Source organism: Shewanella sp. SM95 (assembly GCF_025653595.1).
Lineage (GTDB): Bacteria > Pseudomonadota > Gammaproteobacteria > Enterobacterales > Shewanellaceae > Shewanella > Shewanella oncorhynchi.
Window position 1 is genome coordinate 88,872 of record NZ_JAKKSE010000001.1, and the last position, 15,973, is coordinate 104,844.

The window sequence follows — 15,973 nt, forward strand, 5'->3', positions numbered from 1 at the left end:
ATGCTGTGTTTTGCTTTAAGCTAAGGCCCTCAATTTATCACGCTGTAGGTACTCGTGTGGATAGTTTGTTGTTGGTGTTCTTTATTTGCTTGGCTTTAGGCGCATTTGTCGGCTTTATGGCTGGATTATTAGGTATCGGTGGCGGCTTGATTGTAGTGCCGGCACTGCTTTATATTTTGCCATCGGTCGGTATTAGCTCTACTCAGCTCCCCCATATTGCAATTGCCACTTCGCTAGCAGCCATTATTCTCACCTCTATTTCGTCGGCACGTGCCCACCATAAGCGTGGCAATGTGCCTTGGAATTTATTCAAATCAATGTTACCGGGCCTGATTATAGGCGCGCTGGCTTCAGGTTTTATTGCTGAGCGTATTCCCGCTGATAAGTTACAACAAGGTTTTGCCATCTTTGTGATTTTAATGACAATTCAAATGGCTTATCCCGTTAAGACCGAATCAAATCGTCAATTACCTAATTCAGTAGTGCTTTTTGTCGTATCGGCTTTTGTTGCAGTTTTGGCAGGTTTGACCGGGATAGGTGGCGGTATATTGATAGTGCCATTTTTGACTTTTTATGGTTTACAGATGCGTCAAGCCGTGGGCTTTTCTGCTGCGATGGGTTTCTTAATCTCTCTTTCTGGCAGTTTCGGCTATATTATTGCAGGAATGAATGCCCCTGAGTTGCCCTATGGTACCTTAGGCTATATCTATTTACCTGCATTGTTTGGTTTAGTGATCACTTCTGTCTTGATGGCGCCTGTGGGGGTAAAAGCGGCGAGCACTTGGCCAACATCGGTACTTAAAAAGATATTTGCACTGTTACTTCTATGTGTCGGCCTTAAGTTAATTCTGACCTAGTTTTTATGTTTATCTCAGTTTGAGGCAGCTAATGGATGTGTTATGGCGCTGAGTTTCCCCAATATCGATCCCGTGATCGTTTCATTTGGACCGTTTAATCTTTTTGGACAAACCTTTGAACCGGCACTGCGTTGGTATGGTTTTACCTATTTAGTCGGATTTGTTGCGGCCATGTGGTTGTTGAACCGCAAAGCCGACCGTTCAAAGGGGATATGGACGCGGGAGCAAGTTTCAGATTTACTCTTTTATGGTTTTCTTGGGGTGATTTTAGGTGGCCGTATCGGTTACGTGCTTTTTTATCATTTCGATTATTTCCTCGCCAGTCCCCTCTATTTATTTAAAATCTCTGAAGGTGGCATGTCCTTCCACGGCGGTTTGCTGGGCGTGATTACGGCGATGCTCTATATCGCGTGGAAACAAAAACGTACTTTTTTTGCTGTCGCCGATATGGTGGCACCTGTTGTGCCTATTGGTTTAGGCGCTGGTCGTATTGGTAACTTTATCAACGGCGAGCTTTGGGGACGAACCACTGATCTGCCTTGGGCTATGGTGTTTCCAACTGGTGGGCCTGACCCACGTCATCCATCCCAGTTGTATCAGTTCGCCCTTGAAGGCGTAGCATTATTCCTATTACTTTACTGGTTTAGCAAACGTACCAATAAAGTCGGTGCCGTCTCTGGTATGTTCTTAGTCGGTTACGGTATGTTCCGTATTATGGTTGAAACTGTGAGGCAACCCGACACACAGTTGGGACTCTACTGGGGATTTATGACTATGGGGCAGATACTCTCTGTGCCTATGGTGTTAATCGGTTTGTACTTGATTTTTCGTAAGCAAGGTAAGCAGCAATGAAACAGTATTTAGACTTAATGAAGCATATATTAGCCGAAGGCGTGGATAAATCGGATCGCACAGGTACTGGGACTCGCTCGGTATTTGGCTATCAAATGCGCTTCGATTTGAGCAAAGGTTTTCCTTTGGTGAGCACCAAAAAATGCCATATGCGCTCTATCATTCATGAATTGCTGTGGTTTCTGAAGGGTGAAACTAACGTTGCCTATTTACGCGAAAACAAGGTCAGTATTTGGGATGAATGGGCCGATGATAATGGCGATTTGGGCCCAGTTTATGGTGCCCAGTGGCGCAGTTGGCCAACCCAGAGTGGTGATGCTATCGACCAGATTTCGCAAGTTATCGCCCAGATAAAATCTCAACCAGATTCTCGCCGTCTTATCGTTTCTGCTTGGAACGTGGGCGAACTGGATAAAATGGCTTTGGCACCGTGCCACGCGTTTTTTCAGTTCTATGTAGCCGATGGCAAATTATCTTGTCAGCTGTATCAGCGTAGTTGTGATGTGTTTCTTGGTTTGCCATTTAATATTGCCAGTTATGCTTTGTTAACTATGATGGTCGCCCAGCAATGTGACTTGGCCTTAGGTGATTTTGTGTGGACGGGTGGCGATACCCATTTATATTCTAATCATATGGAACAGACGGCACTGCAGTTAAGTCGTGATCCAAAACCGTTGCCGACCATGACTATTGTACGCAGACCTGAGTCGATTTTTGACTATCAATTCGATGATTTTGAATTAACAAACTACGCTCCACACCCTCATATCAAAGCCCCTGTTGCTGTGTGATGCATGTTTTTTAGCCTAACACTTCGGGATAACCGAGGTGTTAGGGAGAAACTTACGATTATATTTGTTATTACAATTCGTCTACACTCAATTCATTATGATTTTTAGGAGTGCAAGATGGAAAAAGCAATTAGAAATTTTCTGAGCCAAGAGTCGGCTGGCGGTATCCTACTATTGGTTGCTGTTGCCTTAGCCATGCTGATGGCCAATTCCCCCTTATCTGGACTTTATCAAGGCTTTTTAGGCACTGACGTTCAAGTCAAAATTGGCGAGCTCAATATACACAAGCCACTCATCCTGTGGATAAACGATGGCTTGATGGCCATATTCTTTTTGCTGATTGGTTTAGAAGTGAAACGTGAGTTACTTGAAGGCGCCTTATCGAGTGTCGCTCAAGCTTCCCTGCCTACCTTTGCAGCCATTGGCGGCATGTTAGTCCCTGCTGGTGTGTACTTACTGTTTAACTACGGTGATCCTGTCACACAAGCGGGCTGGGCGATTCCTGCCGCGACCGATATTGCCTTTGCCTTAGGTATTATGGCGCTGCTCGGAAGCCGCGTTCCTGTTTCACTGAAAGTCTTCTTACTTGCTTTAGCTATCATCGATGACTTAGGCGTCATAGTGATTATCGCGCTGTTTTACAGTACTGACTTATCAACCATCAGTTTAGTGATTGCCAGTTTAGCGATTGCGGGCCTGGTCGGGTTAAACCGCAAAGGGGTTACTTCACTTTTACCCTATGGCATCTTAGGGTTAATTCTTTGGGTTGCCGTTCTTAAGTCTGGAGTGCATGCGACTCTGGCTGGCGTCATCATTGCTTTTTGTATTCCATTGCGGGCAAAGGATGGCAGTTCACCCTCAGAAGGCTTAGAGCATAGTTTGCATCCTTGGAGTACTTTCCTCATTTTGCCAGTGTTTGCTTTTGCCAATGCGGGCGTTTATGTCGGCAATATGAATTTGGAGACGTTAATTTCTCCTGTTCCTGTTGGTATTGCATTGGGCCTGATGTTAGGTAAGCCAATCGGTGTAATGTTATTTAGCTTTATTGCGGTGAAACTAAAATTAGCTCAATTGCCCGATGGCGTAGGTTGGAAGCAAATTGCCCCCGTCGCGGCCATGTGCGGTATTGGTTTTACTATGTCTATGTTTATTGCGTCGTTAGCCTTTGAACATGCAGACCCTATGTACGGTGACTTAGCACGCCTAGGGACCTTAATCGGTTCGATTATGGCAGCGTTAGTCGGGTATTTCTGGTTATCAAAAGTGTTACCTAATAAAGGAGTATAACTATGATAAAGTTGAAATTAATGGGAATAGCAACGCTCTTATGTTTATCAACAACCGCGACGGCATCGCAAATATCGGCCTGTAATCAAGATGCAAACTCGCAGACTTGCCAAAGCTATCTTGAAGGAATAGTGGATGGCGCTTTGATGTTTAAATCTGATTCCTTAGGGGCGAGATTAGAAACTAATGGTTATGAATCGAGGGCACTTAAGTATCGCGGTGGTAAACGTTTCCAAGAAGCGAATCGAACCTATTGCGCCGAACGTATTCCTGAACGTAACGTTTTAGTTTCAGGAGTCACTGAAGCGGTAAGTCTGGGGAATGCTGCCGATTTGGAGCAGTTACAAGGCATAGTTACTAACTTACTCGACTGCCAGCGTTTAAAGTAACTTGACTGGGAATCATCAGGTTTTTAATCATCTGATTTTAAACTATCGAGTTTAAAATAACACAGTCCCCCCCTCAGCGCCTTGGCGTTTGAGGGAGCATTAACAGCGGGTTAGCATGCTGCACTTGAATTATAACCACTTGTATTATTTTTGGATGATTAAGAAAAAGGGCTCAGTCGCGAAGGCGGCCGAAGCCCTCTGTTTAACGCCGCAAACGATAACTGGGCAAATTCGTGCCTTAGAAGATAGGTTAAACGGCAGTCTGTTCAAGCGAGTCGGGCGGACATTGGAGGCGACAGAATTAGGTGAATTGGTTTTTCGCTACGCCGATAAGATGTTTAGCCTTAGCTATGAAATGCTCGATTTACTTAACTATCAAAAAGCGGATGCCATGTTATTCGAGGTGGGTATTGCCGATGCCTTATCTAAAGCTTTAGTCAGCCGAGTGTTATTATCCGTAGTGCCTAATGACAATTCTATGCACTTAGCCTGCTATGAGGCGACTCACGAGAGCCTAATGGCGCGTTTACGTGAGCATAAACTGGATATGATCCTTTCGGATTGTGCAGGTGAGTCACTGAAATACCCTGAAATTTTATCTAAAAAATTAGGCGAGTGTGGCGTGAGTTTTTTCTCCGCTGAGACTTATAGCGCTGATTTTCCTGCCTGTTTAGAACAAGGCCAGCTATTAATCCCCGGCCGTAGAACTTCACTCGGACAACAGCTATATCGCTGGTTTGACGAGCAAAATCTTAAAGTCAGTATTTTGGGCGAGTTCGATGATGCGGCCATGATGAAAGCCTTTGGTTACCTTAAACGAGGTATTTTTGTCACTCCGTCGATTTATCGCCAAGAAGTGATTTCCCATGGTATGAATTTGCTCGGTGAAACCACCGATGTGAAAGAGGAATACCATGTGATGTTTGCCGAACGTATGATCCAACATCCTGCGGTAAAGCGATTATTGGATACAGATTTTAGCGATCTCTTTGAGGGGCTCGATACGCAAGTACAACAATGCTAATTTTGTGAGCCAATATGAAGGGTTAATCGACACTTTAGTCAGTGAACTGATAGACTAATGCCAAATCTGTGTTGGGAGAAATACCTTGGAATTAATGAACATCGCAAGGGTTCGCTGGGCATGTCGCCGTGGGATGCTGGAATTAGACGTCTTGCTTCAACCTTTTGTTGAAAACTTCTATCAAGAAATGTCCGATGAAGATAAAACCGTGTTTATCCGTTTGTTGGAATGTGAAGATCCAGAATTGTTTGCTTGGTTTATGGGCCATGAAGTGTGCCCTGACACTGAACTGGCTCGTATGATAGTGAAAGTCCGTGGAAGACCGGCACCATAGTTTCAGCGTAAAAGCCTCTTTCGACCAACGACTCTCGTTGGTCGTTTTTATTGGTGTCTGTTCTAGCTCATTTCTGCTTTGGCCCCAAAGCGAGATTATCGCCTTATCTCTGCTTAAATATTTGTTTATCGTACTTGTCAGTATTTTCTTGCTGTTGCAGTTGTGGCGACTGCAGCATTGGCGTTTAGATTTTGTGCTGAGTGATAAAGGCGAGGGACGTTTGTCAACGGGGGAGCACTTTCAGGTACTAAAACGCACTTGGGTCACGCCCTTTGTTTGCTTGATTTATATCGAAGTGGATACTCAGCTGCGGCTCTTGCTGGTTTGGGCTGATATGTTAAATGATACTGACTATCGACATTTATGTCGGCTGTTGCTGCGGGCTAAAATGCAAAAGACTAAACCTCATTCTGAGATTTAGTCTGTTTATGATGAAGTCACCTATGCGTATGCGGTTACTTTTCTGGTAGTAAAATTGTTGGGCGAGGCGCGTCTAATTTCTCTGGATGATCGATATTAAAATGCAGCCCACGGCTTTCTTTACGCTCCATGGCACAGCGAATAATTAATTCGGCCACTTGCACTAAGTTACGTAATTCGAGCAAGTTATTGCTAACCCTGAAGTTACTGTAATATTCCTGAATTTCTTGCTGTAACATCAGGCAGCGGCGCAGTGCTCGCTCCAGACGTTTATCAGAGCGTACAATTCCAACGTAGTCCCACATGAATAACCGCAGTTCGTGCCAGTTATGGGCGATGACCACTTCCTCATCCGAGTTCGACACTTTACTTTCATCCCATGCGGGTATTTGTCCCGGGATTTGAATTTTATGCAGTTGGCTTTCTATGTCCTGTGACGCCGCACGGGCAAACACTAAACATTCGAGTAACGAGTTACTCGCCAGACGATTGGCGCCATGTAAGCCCGTATAGGCGACTTCACCAATAGCATAGAGACCATTGAGATCCGTTTGACCGTGCATATCTGTCATTACTCCACCGCAGGTATAGTGAGCAGCAGGCACGACAGGGATTGCATCCTTAGTGATATCAATTCCCAGATCTAAGCAACGGCTATAGATGGTCGGAAAATGCTTCATCACAAAGTCAGCATCTTTATGGCTGATATCTAGATAGACGCAATCGGCACCCAGACGTTTCATCTCATAATCGATGGCGCGGGCAACGATGTCACGGGGAGCGAGCTCAGCGCGTTCATCAAAGTCCGGCATAAAGCGGCTGCCATCAGGACGACGCAGATAAGCACCTTCACCACGCAGGGCTTCGGTGAGTAAGAAGTTGCGCGCATCTGCGTGGTACAAACACGTCGGATGGAATTGGTTGAACTCCATATTCGCCACGCGGCAACCTGCACGCCATGCCATGGCAATACCATCACCACTAGCGACATCGGGGTTTGAGGTATATTGATAAACCTTAGAGCTACCGCCTGTTGCTAACGCAACAAACTTGGCCTTAACGGTTTCGACGTGCTCTTCATTGCGATTCCACACATAAGCGCCTAACACACGGTTACCTGGGCGATTTAATTTACGGGTGGTGATGAGGTCGATGGCGTTATAGCGTTCTAAAACTTGAATATTGGGGTGGGCGAGTGCGCGCTCTTGCAGTGTGGTTTGCACTTCCTTGCCTGTGGCATCGGCAGCGTGCAGAATACGTCTGTGGCTATGGCCGCCTTCACGGGTTAAATGGTAAGGTGCATCTTTTGCGTTGCCGTCTGTGGTTTCTTCTTTATCGAAGGCAACGCCACATTCGATAAGCCATTGCATCGCACTCTTAGCATTTTCAGCGGTAAAAGTGACGACGTCTTTGTCGCATAAACCCGCACCTGCGATTAAGGTGTCTGCAACATGGGATTCGATAGTGTCACTTTCGTCGAAGACGGAGGCGATACCGCCTTGGGCGTAGTAAGTCGACCCTTCCGAGAGTGGGCCTTTTGAAAGCAGAATTACTTTTGCTTTTTCAGCAAGATGCAAAGCTAGTGTCAGACCTGCGGCACCGCTACCTATGACTAATATGTCAGATTGGTGTTCAACTACTTGTTTCATCGGGTATCATGATGTGACTGAAGAGTGCCATCTATGGTAAACCAACTCACCGATTATGGGTACTTTCCTTTTTACCTTACTTTTTTTGTATAATTTTTAGAACTTTTTCAAAGCCCGCGAGTCTACATAAGTGAATATGATTCGAGCGACTGAGAAATCAGCATTTTAGATTTAGGAGAAGTCGGCTCGGATGAGTGGACAATTAAGTGATCAACAATTAGTTGAGCGCGTACAACAAGGTGATAAAAACGCTTTTAACCTGTTAGTGCTTAAATATCAAAGTAAAGTCATTAGCTTGATATCCCGTTATGTACGGAACCAAGCGGACGTTGCTGATGTGGCACAGGAAGCGTTTATCAAAGCTTACAGAGCTTTGCCAAACTTTCGCGGTGAAAGTGCATTTTATACTTGGTTGTACCGCATCGCAGTAAACACTGCGAAGAATTATCTCGTATCACAGGGGCGTAGAACGCCTGCGAATGATGTTGATGCAGAAGATGCCGAATATTACGAAGGCAGTGACGCGCTGAAGGAGTTTGCCTCCCCAGAACGGCTAATGTTATCGGATGAAATCAAAAAAGTGATTTTCGATACATTAGAGACCTTGCCTGAAGAATTACGAATGGCCATCTCATTGCGTGAACTCGATGGTATGAGTTACGAAGATATTGCCATAGTCATGGATTGTCCTGTCGGGACCGTAAGATCACGTATCTTCCGAGCACGAGAAGCAATCGATAAAAAGCTCCAGCCTTTGCTGGAAGCCTAAATTCTTATTTTAAGAAACCCTTATATTTAGACAGGTGAAAAATGGATAAATTAGGTCAAGAATGGGTATCTGCCGCAGTCGATGGAGAGACTGATGAACAGACCATGGCAGAGTTATCTGCTGATACACATTCACATGATAAATGGCATAACTATCATATGATAGGCGATGCCATGCGTGGCGAATTGCCGCAGACTATTGTGTTAGATCTCTCTGCTAGCATTGCTGCCGCCATTGAACTTGAGCCAGCGATAGTTGCGCCTAAGCATCATGCGTCTAAAGTTACTGCACCTGTAACGCCACAAATTGCCGCCAATTCGGAGCAAAGCCGCGTCGTACCTTTATTTAAGCAATTTGGTCAATATGCCATTGCTGCGACGGTTGCTATGTTTGCGATTGTGGGTGTGCAGAATTACAATCAGAGCGCCGATGATGCCGCGTCACCATCGCCCGTATTGATTACCAGACCGCTTATTGGTAGCGCATCACCTGTGAGCCTACAAACCGGTCCTGTACAACAGAATCAAGGCTATACCAATGATCAGGTGAATGAGCAACGTCGCCGAATTAATACTTATATCCAAGATCATATGTTGCAACAACGATTGAATACTGGTGCGGTTGTAGAGGACAATACCGAGGTCGTACCCGTTCCGGTCAATCAATAACGAGGAGTTAGCTTGCGTCTAATCCTGTTGGCTTTATTAGCCTTGGTCTTTCCTGCAACCGCGCAGGAAGACATACCTGCCAAAGCTTGGCTCGAGAAAATGAGTCAGGCTTTACGAGAGAAAGAGTTTAAAGCATCGATTATTCAACTTCAGGCCGATCATATTCGGCCTTTGGTTTACCTGCATGGTAAGGTGAATAATCAAGAAGTTGCCTTTCTAGAATACCTTAACGGTCCACCTAAAAATGCAGTGCGTGTCGGTAATCGTGTCACCTTTATTGAGCACGATGAGCCTGCGTATAGTATCGTTTCTAATCATATTCAAGGTGTCTGGCCCGCTGCTTTCTCTGCCAATATGGCGGACTTAGAAGTGGGTTATCAGTTTGTACTCGGTGGCCGTACCCGTATCGCTGGGCGTCCAGGGCAGATGATCCGCCTGTTGCCCAATGATGAATTCCGTTATGGCTTTCAAATTTGGCTTGATATGGAAACCTATCTGCCGCTGAGATACGACATGCTGACTCAAGATAAGCAATTACTTGAGCAGATCATGGTGATTGAACTCATTGAATTCAGCGAGCCGCCAGCCATTTTGCAAGAGGCTTATAAGCAAGAGTGGCCGGCAGTTATCGATCAAGCCGAGCGCCAAGACGGTCAAAACTGGCAATTTGCTTGGTTACCCGCAGGTTTTACTGTGGTAGTGCGCGACCACCATAGATTAATTGGCAGTCACGAAGCGGTGGAGTACATAGCACTGACCGATGGACTAGCAAATATTTCTGTTTATGTGGCGCGTGCGGGCACGAGTCCATTGCCTGAAGAATTAATTACCCGTAATGGCTTGTCGTTAGTCTCAGAAAAAGTCGGTAATGCCGAAGTGGTTGCTGTGGGTAAAGTGCCGACAGAAACCCTAACGCGCATTGCTAAAAGTCTGACGCTAGAATAGGACGCCGATTATGATGGAAGAAATTGCCAGAGTCGTCTCCAGTGATAGTCAAGGCTGGTTGACGGTTGAAGTGGAACTTAAGAGTACTTGCAAGAGCTGCAGTAACAGTGAGTCTTGCGGGACCTCTGCTGTCGCTCAGGCTTTTTCCTCGAAAACCCAGCAATTTTCTATTCAGAGTGACCGCCGCTGTGAGGCTGGTGAATTACTCAAATTAGGCCTTCCCGAGAGCGTGATCCTCAAAGCCGCGGCATTAATCTATTTAATGCCGCTGTTTGGCCTGTTTGTCGGCGCAGCGTTAGGACAATTTTTAGGCCAGTTGCTTGAGTTTAATCCTAACCTAGGTGCCATGGGCTTTGCGGCCGTTGGTGCCTTGATTGCGTGGTCTTTTGGTAAGCAACAGGCCAAACGTTTAGAAGTTGATGCTCAGCCTGTGATTTTGGCCTATTTAGGTAGGAGCATCAATTTAAACGAATTAGCTCAATAATTTCAATGTGTTATTTTTTATCAAATAACAGCTAACTGCGGTTTGGGACGTTGTTTTATCGGCCTGTCTTAAGTAGGAGTGAATGTGATTGGTATTGAAACCGCAATCAGGTACAATTTCGCTCCTTTGAACCGTATCCATTTTCAGTATTAGTCATTGCAGCATAATGAAACAAATTAGAAACTTCTCAATTATTGCCCATATCGACCATGGTAAATCGACGCTATCAGATCGTCTTATTCAGGTTTGTGGCGGTTTAACCGACCGTGAAATGGATTCTCAAGTTTTAGATTCTATGGATCTAGAACGTGAGCGTGGTATTACGATTAAGGCACAAAGTGTCACTTTGGATTATAAAGCCAAAGATGGCCTTGTCTATCAACTCAACTTTATTGATACCCCAGGTCACGTTGACTTCTCCTACGAGGTCTCGCGCTCATTAGCTGCCTGTGAAGGTGCTTTGCTGGTGGTTGATGCGGGTCAGGGCGTTGAAGCTCAGACACTGGCAAACTGTTATACCGCGCTGGATATGAATCTAGATGTGGTACCCATTTTAAACAAGATTGACTTACCACAAGCCGATCCAGAACGTGTTGCTGCCGAGATTGAAGATATCGTTGGTATCGATGCGATGGATGCTGTGCGTTGTTCGGCTAAAACCGGTGTCGGTGTCGACGAGGTTTTAGAAGTCATTGTTGCCAAAATTCCACCGCCAGAAGGCGATCCTGACGCACCATTGCAAGCCTTGATTATCGATTCTTGGTTTGATAACTACCTAGGCGTAGTGTCTTTAGTGCGAATTAAACACGGTAGCCTGAAAAAAGGTGACAAGTTTAAGGTAATGTCTACAGGGCAAAACCACACTGCGGATCGCGTGGGTATTTTCACTCCAAAACAAACTGACAAAACCGAACTTAAAACCGGTGAAGTCGGCTTTGTGATTGCGGGTCTGAAGGAAATTCACGGCGCGCCCGTGGGCGATACGTTAACTTTAGCCAAAAATGGTGCTGAAAAGCCGTTACCTGGTTTTAAGAAAGTGAAGCCACAGGTATACGCTGGCGTATTCCCAATTTCGACCGACGAATATGAAAACTTCCGTGATGCGTTGAACAAACTCAGCCTGAACGATGCGTCATTATTCTTTGAACCTGAAAGTTCATCGGCACTCGGTTTTGGTTTCCGCATTGGCTATTTAGGCCTGCTCCACATGGAAATCGTACAAGAGCGTTTAGAGCGTGAATACAACCTAGAGTTGATCACCACTGCGCCAACCGTAGTGTACGAAGTCGTGATGACTAGCGGTGAAACGATTTACGTTGATAACCCGTCTGATCTGCCTGCGATTAACAACATTGAAGAAATGCGTGAGCCGATTGTTGAGGCCAACATTTTAGTGCCAAAAGAATACTTAGGTAACGTGATTACCCTGTGTATTGAAAAACGTGGCACCCAAGTGAACATGGTTTACCACGGTAACCAAGTGGCTGTAACTTACCATCTGCCAATGGCGGAAGTGGTCATGGACTTTTTCGACCGTTTGAAATCAACTAGCCGTGGCTATGCATCCCTCGAATATAACTTTATTCGTTTCGATCCTGCAGACATGGTGCGTTTAGATATTCTCATCAACGGCGACCGAGTCGACGCCTTGGCTATGGTTATCCATAGATCAAACATTCGTCACCGTGGTTTAGCCTTAGTGGATAAGATGAAAGAACTTATTCCACGTCAGATGTTTGATATTGCGATTCAAGCGGCGGTGGGCAGTCAAATTATTGCCCGTTCAACCGTAAAAGCCCTGCGTAAAGACGTAACGGCTAAGTGTTATGGCGGCGACGTTTCTCGTAAGAAAAAACTCTTAAATAAACAAAAAGAGGGTAAGAAACGGATGAAGCAAGTGGGTAACGTTGAGGTGCCACAAGAAGCATTCTTAGCGGTACTTAAGCTAAACGAGTAATCGTTAGCATAATAAGTGACAATTTAGTTGACTATTGCGCCGCTGTTTGCGGCGCTTTAGTTAGGTTATCGCATTGGTTTATCACTTTGGTTTACCAAGGTCGAATACGGTAAGTTAACTAAAGTATGATATTCGCTGAGTTAGGCACCTTTAATTATTTTTAAGGCAGGAGTTCAATAAGCAATGGCAGCGTATTTTTCCATTATTCTAGTGCTAATCACCCTGATCTCAGGACTTATTTGGTTAGTCGATGTGCTCGTTTTCGCCCCAAAGCGTCGTGAGAGTTTAGCGTTAGCAAAGGCATCACAAGCGAATTTAACTGAAGAAGCTGAGTACCAAATCATTCGTGAGTCGACCATAGTCGAAACCGCGCACTCTATCTTCCCTGTGATTGCCTTTGTGTTGATCCTACGTTCATTCATTTATGAGCCATTTCAAATCCCATCGGGTTCTATGATGCCTACCCTCTTAGTGGGCGACTTCATTCTGGTGGAAAAATTTAGTTATGGGCTTAAAGATCCCGTATGGCGCACTAAACTGGTTGAAACTGGCGAGCCCAAACGCGGTGACGTGGTGGTATTTAAATACCCTGAAAATCCGCAAATTGACTACATCAAACGTGTAGTCGGTTTGCCGGGTGATAGAATTATTTACCGTAATAAACAGTTGATGATCCAAAAGGCCTGTGGTGTTGAGCAAACAGCTTGTCCAGAACCGCAAGTTATCGCCCGCACAGAGATCAGTCGTGGTGATTACAGCCAAGATGGTGTGCCATTACTGCGTTATAAAGAGGAATTGGGTGATGTTGCCCACGATATTTTGATCAACCCAAGTCGACCTGACATGCTGGGGTATTTTAAGCGCGAAGGTAATTTATCCGCGGGTGAGTTTTTAGTGCCAGAAGGCCATTACTTTGCCATGGGCGATAACCGCGATAACAGTACCGACAGTCGTTTCTGGGGCTTTGTGCCAGAAGAAAACCTGGTCGGTAAAGCGGTAGCGATTTGGATTAGTTTTGAATTTGACCGTTCAAAAGCCGACTTCCTCCCAACTTGGGTGCCTAGCGGTGTGCGTTTTGAGCGTGTAGGTGGAATTAAATAGCATGGAACCGATTAAAAATTTGCCACGTTTGTGTCGTACCTTAGGTTATGAGTTCAAGAATATTGAGCTTTTAACTCAAGCGCTGACCCACAGAAGTGCGGCAAATAAGCATAATGAGCGCTTAGAGTTTTTAGGTGATTCAATTTTATCTATCGTGATTTCTGATGCTTTGTATCATCAGTTTCCGAAGGCAACCGAAGGCGATTTAAGCCGGATGCGTGCCACCTTAGTTCGCGGTGATACCTTAACTATCATCGCCCAAGAGTTTAAGCTCGGCGATTATTTATATCTCGGTCCTGGCGAGTTGAAAAGTGGCGGATTTAGACGCGAGTCGATTCTTGCCGATGCAGTTGAAGCCATTATTGGCGCCGTTTACCTTGATTCCGATCTCGAAGTTTGCCGTGCATTACTGTTGAAATGGTATGCCGAGCGTTTGGCCGAAATCCAACCTGGGATCAGTCAGAAAGACGCTAAGACATTACTGCAAGAACATTTACAAGGGTTTAAAAAGCCGCTGCCTGATTACCAAGTCATCAACATAGAAGGCGATGCCCACGATCAGACATTTACCGTTGAATGTCGTATTGAAGACTTGAGTCAAAGCGTCATTGGTGTGGCGAGTTCACGCCGTAAAGCCGAGCAAATCGCGGCCGCTCAAGTATTGGAGTTACTAAAGAAATGACCAAAAAAACAGACTTGTCAGGTATCGATGCTGCAAAAGCGGCAACTGAGCCGAGTTTAGATGAATTACTGGCAAGGATGAATGCGGCCGCGCCAACGCCGTCGGCCCAATACGATGTCACTTATTGCGGCATGGTAGCGATCATTGGTCGCCCTAACGTCGGTAAATCAACGTTAATTAACCGTTTACTTGGTCAGAAGGTAAGTATTACTTCTAAAAAGCCACAAACAACGCGCCACCGTATCATGGGTATTCATACCGATGGTCCGAAGCAAATCGTGTTCATCGATACACCAGGTTTACACATAGAAGAGCAGCGGGCGATTAACCGCCTTATGAACCGCGCAGCAGCCAGTTCGCTTGCCGATGTAGCTATGGTAATTTTCGTGGTCGATGGCATGACGTGGACCGCCGATGATGAGATGGTGTTGAGTAAATTACGCCGTGGCGGTGAAGAGCGTCAGACAATTCTGGCGATTAACAAAGTCGACAATATCAAAGACAAAGAATCGCTGTTCCCGTATTTGGAAGAAGTCGCCAAAAAATATCCTTTCGATGAAATTTTGCCGATTTCAGCCAGTAAAGGTACCAACGTTAAGCGCATTTTAGAGCTAGCGGCGGCGTCTATTCCTGAAGGACCTTTCTTCTTCCCTGAAGACTATGTTACCGACCGTTCGCAACGTTTTATGGCGTCGGAAATTGTGCGCGAAAAACTGATGCGTTTCCTAGGTGATGAATTACCCTATGATGCGACGGTTGAGATCGAACAGTTTAAGATGATGGAAAATGGCGTTTATCAAATCAATGCCCTGATCCTCGTTGAGCGTGAAGGCCAGAAACGTATGGTGATCGGTAGCAAGGGCGAACGTATTCGCACTATTGCGACTCAAGCCCGCTTAGACATGGAAACCTTATTTGATAATAAAGTCTTCCTTGAAGTGTGGGTGAAAGTGAAATCTGGTTGGGCCGATGATGAACGCGCCTTGCGTAGCTTAGGTTACGGCGACGATTAAGCATTAATTTCAGCGAGCGCGCTTACCGATGAAACGTGGTTACGTTTTACATCATCGCCCATATCGAGAGTCCAGTGTCTTAGTTAACCTCTTAGTTGACGGCATTGGACGGGTTGATGTGGTTGCCCGAACCGGCAGCGGTAAGCGCTCTATCAAGAGTATTCTCCAGCCCTTTCAACCGCTGATCTTCGAATTTAGCGGTAAGTCTGAATTAAAAACCTTAACTCAAGTCGAAGCCGCTGCACCTGCTGTGCCTCTTTCTGGTCAAAGCTTGTTTGCTGGCATGTATATCAATGAGTTATTGGTTCGCACTTTGTCTGTACAGCACAATGCTGAAGAGTTGTTCCTCATTTATCATCAAGCCTTAGTCGGCCTTGCCGCGAAGTTTTGCCAATCCCAACTGCGTTATATTGAGCTTGCCTTGCTGCGGGAATTAGGTTTTATGCCTTCTCTTAGTCGCGATACTCAAGGTGAACCACTCGTACCTGACGATTATTATCAGCTCGTGCCTGAGCTAGGTTTTCAATTTGTGCTCAACTCCCGTGCTCGCAATGCTTATCAAGGGGCAATGTTGACGGCGCTTAACGATAACCAGCTCACCGACGCACATTTTTTGAGCGCTAAGTTGTTGATGCGCTCCCTATTAACGCCATTACTCGGGACTAAACCTTTGTTGAGTCGACAATTGTTCGTCAGCACTGCCGTACCAACTAAGATTGATGGGAATAATTCGCCCTAGCTCCTGTTTTTT

At 45.5% G+C, this 15,973-nt stretch carries 18 protein-coding genes; 17 read left to right on the plus strand and 1 reads right to left on the minus strand.

Features of this window, described 5'->3' with window-relative positions; all coding sequences use genetic code 11:
• The first annotated feature begins 56 nt into the window (after positions 1 to 56).
• From L5M29_RS00370 to L5M29_RS00405, 8 genes are all read left to right on the plus strand, one after another.
• A complete protein-coding gene (locus L5M29_RS00370) occupies positions 57 to 857 on the plus strand; it encodes a sulfite exporter TauE/SafE family protein (RefSeq protein ID WP_263165623.1) in 801 nt (266 codons plus the stop codon).
• A 42-nt stretch (positions 858 to 899) separates the two neighbouring features.
• Positions 900 to 1,709 carry a prolipoprotein diacylglyceryl transferase gene (gene lgt, locus L5M29_RS00375; protein ID WP_263165626.1) on the plus strand — a complete coding sequence of 270 codons (810 nt, stop codon included), beginning with the start codon at positions 900 to 902 and terminating at the stop codon, positions 1,707 to 1,709.
• A complete protein-coding gene (gene thyA / locus L5M29_RS00380) occupies positions 1,706 to 2,500 on the plus strand; it encodes a thymidylate synthase (RefSeq protein ID WP_105249861.1) in 795 nt (264 codons plus the stop codon). Before lgt ends, thyA begins: the two co-directional genes overlap by 4 nt.
• 117 nt (positions 2,501 to 2,617) lie before the next feature.
• Positions 2,618 to 3,787, plus strand: a complete 1,170-nt coding sequence (gene nhaA, locus L5M29_RS00385) for a Na+/H+ antiporter NhaA (protein ID WP_028760832.1) — start codon at positions 2,618 to 2,620, stop codon at positions 3,785 to 3,787.
• A gap of 2 nt (positions 3,788 to 3,789) precedes the next feature.
• Positions 3,790 to 4,176 carry a hypothetical protein gene (locus tag L5M29_RS00390; protein ID WP_105249860.1) on the plus strand — a complete coding sequence of 129 codons (387 nt, stop codon included), beginning with the start codon at positions 3,790 to 3,792 and terminating at the stop codon, positions 4,174 to 4,176.
• Positions 4,177 to 4,291: 115 nt separating this feature from the next.
• Positions 4,292 to 5,200, plus strand: a complete 909-nt coding sequence (gene nhaR / locus L5M29_RS00395; RefSeq protein ID WP_028760830.1) for a transcriptional activator NhaR — start codon at positions 4,292 to 4,294, stop codon at positions 5,198 to 5,200.
• An 85-nt stretch (positions 5,201 to 5,285) separates the two neighbouring features.
• A complete protein-coding gene (locus tag L5M29_RS00400) occupies positions 5,286 to 5,534 on the plus strand; it encodes a succinate dehydrogenase assembly factor 2 (protein ID WP_028760829.1) in 249 nt (82 codons plus the stop codon).
• Positions 5,515 to 5,955: a protein YgfX gene (locus tag L5M29_RS00405; protein WP_219250086.1), complete on the plus strand. Its 441-nt coding sequence runs from the start codon at positions 5,515 to 5,517 to the stop codon at positions 5,953 to 5,955. Before L5M29_RS00400 ends, L5M29_RS00405 begins: the two co-directional genes overlap by 20 nt.
• A 34-nt stretch (positions 5,956 to 5,989) precedes the next feature.
• On the opposite strand, the gene nadB is transcribed toward L5M29_RS00405, so the two are convergent.
• Entirely contained in the window at positions 5,990 to 7,603 is a 1,614-nt protein-coding gene (gene nadB / locus L5M29_RS00410; protein WP_028760827.1) for an L-aspartate oxidase, read from the minus strand.
• Between the two features lie 190 nt (positions 7,604 to 7,793).
• Here nadB and rpoE point away from each other — a divergent pair, with 190 nt between their 5' ends.
• The 9 genes from rpoE to recO all read left to right on the plus strand — a co-directional run bounded on the left by rpoE (position 7,794) and on the right by recO (position 15,961).
• Complete coding sequence (gene rpoE / locus L5M29_RS00415) at positions 7,794 to 8,372, plus strand: RNA polymerase sigma factor RpoE (protein ID WP_028760826.1); 579 nt, start codon at positions 7,794 to 7,796, stop codon at positions 8,370 to 8,372.
• Positions 8,373 to 8,413: 41 nt separating this feature from the next.
• Positions 8,414 to 9,040, plus strand: coding sequence for a sigma-E factor negative regulatory protein (locus L5M29_RS00420; protein WP_263165629.1), 627 nt, complete (start codon positions 8,414 to 8,416; stop codon positions 9,038 to 9,040).
• 12 nt (positions 9,041 to 9,052) lie between these two features.
• Complete coding sequence (locus L5M29_RS00425) at positions 9,053 to 9,985, plus strand: MucB/RseB C-terminal domain-containing protein (RefSeq protein WP_263165631.1); 933 nt, start codon at positions 9,053 to 9,055, stop codon at positions 9,983 to 9,985.
• Positions 9,986 to 9,995: 10 nt separating this feature from the next.
• A complete protein-coding gene (locus tag L5M29_RS00430; protein ID WP_105249858.1) occupies positions 9,996 to 10,469 on the plus strand; it encodes a SoxR reducing system RseC family protein in 474 nt (157 codons plus the stop codon).
• Positions 10,470 to 10,635: 166 nt separating this feature from the next.
• A complete protein-coding gene (lepA, locus tag L5M29_RS00435) occupies positions 10,636 to 12,426 on the plus strand; it encodes a translation elongation factor 4 (protein ID WP_028760822.1) in 1,791 nt (596 codons plus the stop codon).
• 183 nt (positions 12,427 to 12,609) lie between these two features.
• A complete protein-coding gene (lepB, locus tag L5M29_RS00440) occupies positions 12,610 to 13,527 on the plus strand; it encodes a signal peptidase I (RefSeq protein WP_263165633.1) in 918 nt (305 codons plus the stop codon).
• 1 nt (position 13,528) lies between these two features.
• Entirely contained in the window at positions 13,529 to 14,209 is a 681-nt protein-coding gene (gene rnc, locus L5M29_RS00445) for a ribonuclease III (RefSeq protein WP_012088603.1), read from the plus strand.
• Entirely contained in the window at positions 14,206 to 15,222 is a 1,017-nt protein-coding gene (gene era, locus L5M29_RS00450; protein ID WP_028760819.1) for a GTPase Era, read from the plus strand. The genes rnc and era overlap by 4 nt, the downstream gene beginning before the upstream one ends.
• Positions 15,223 to 15,250: 28 nt before the next feature.
• On the plus strand, positions 15,251 to 15,961 hold the full coding sequence (gene recO / locus L5M29_RS00455; protein WP_028760818.1) for a DNA repair protein RecO: 711 nt from the start codon (positions 15,251 to 15,253) through the stop codon (positions 15,959 to 15,961).
• Positions 15,962 to 15,973: the final 12 nt, after the last annotated feature.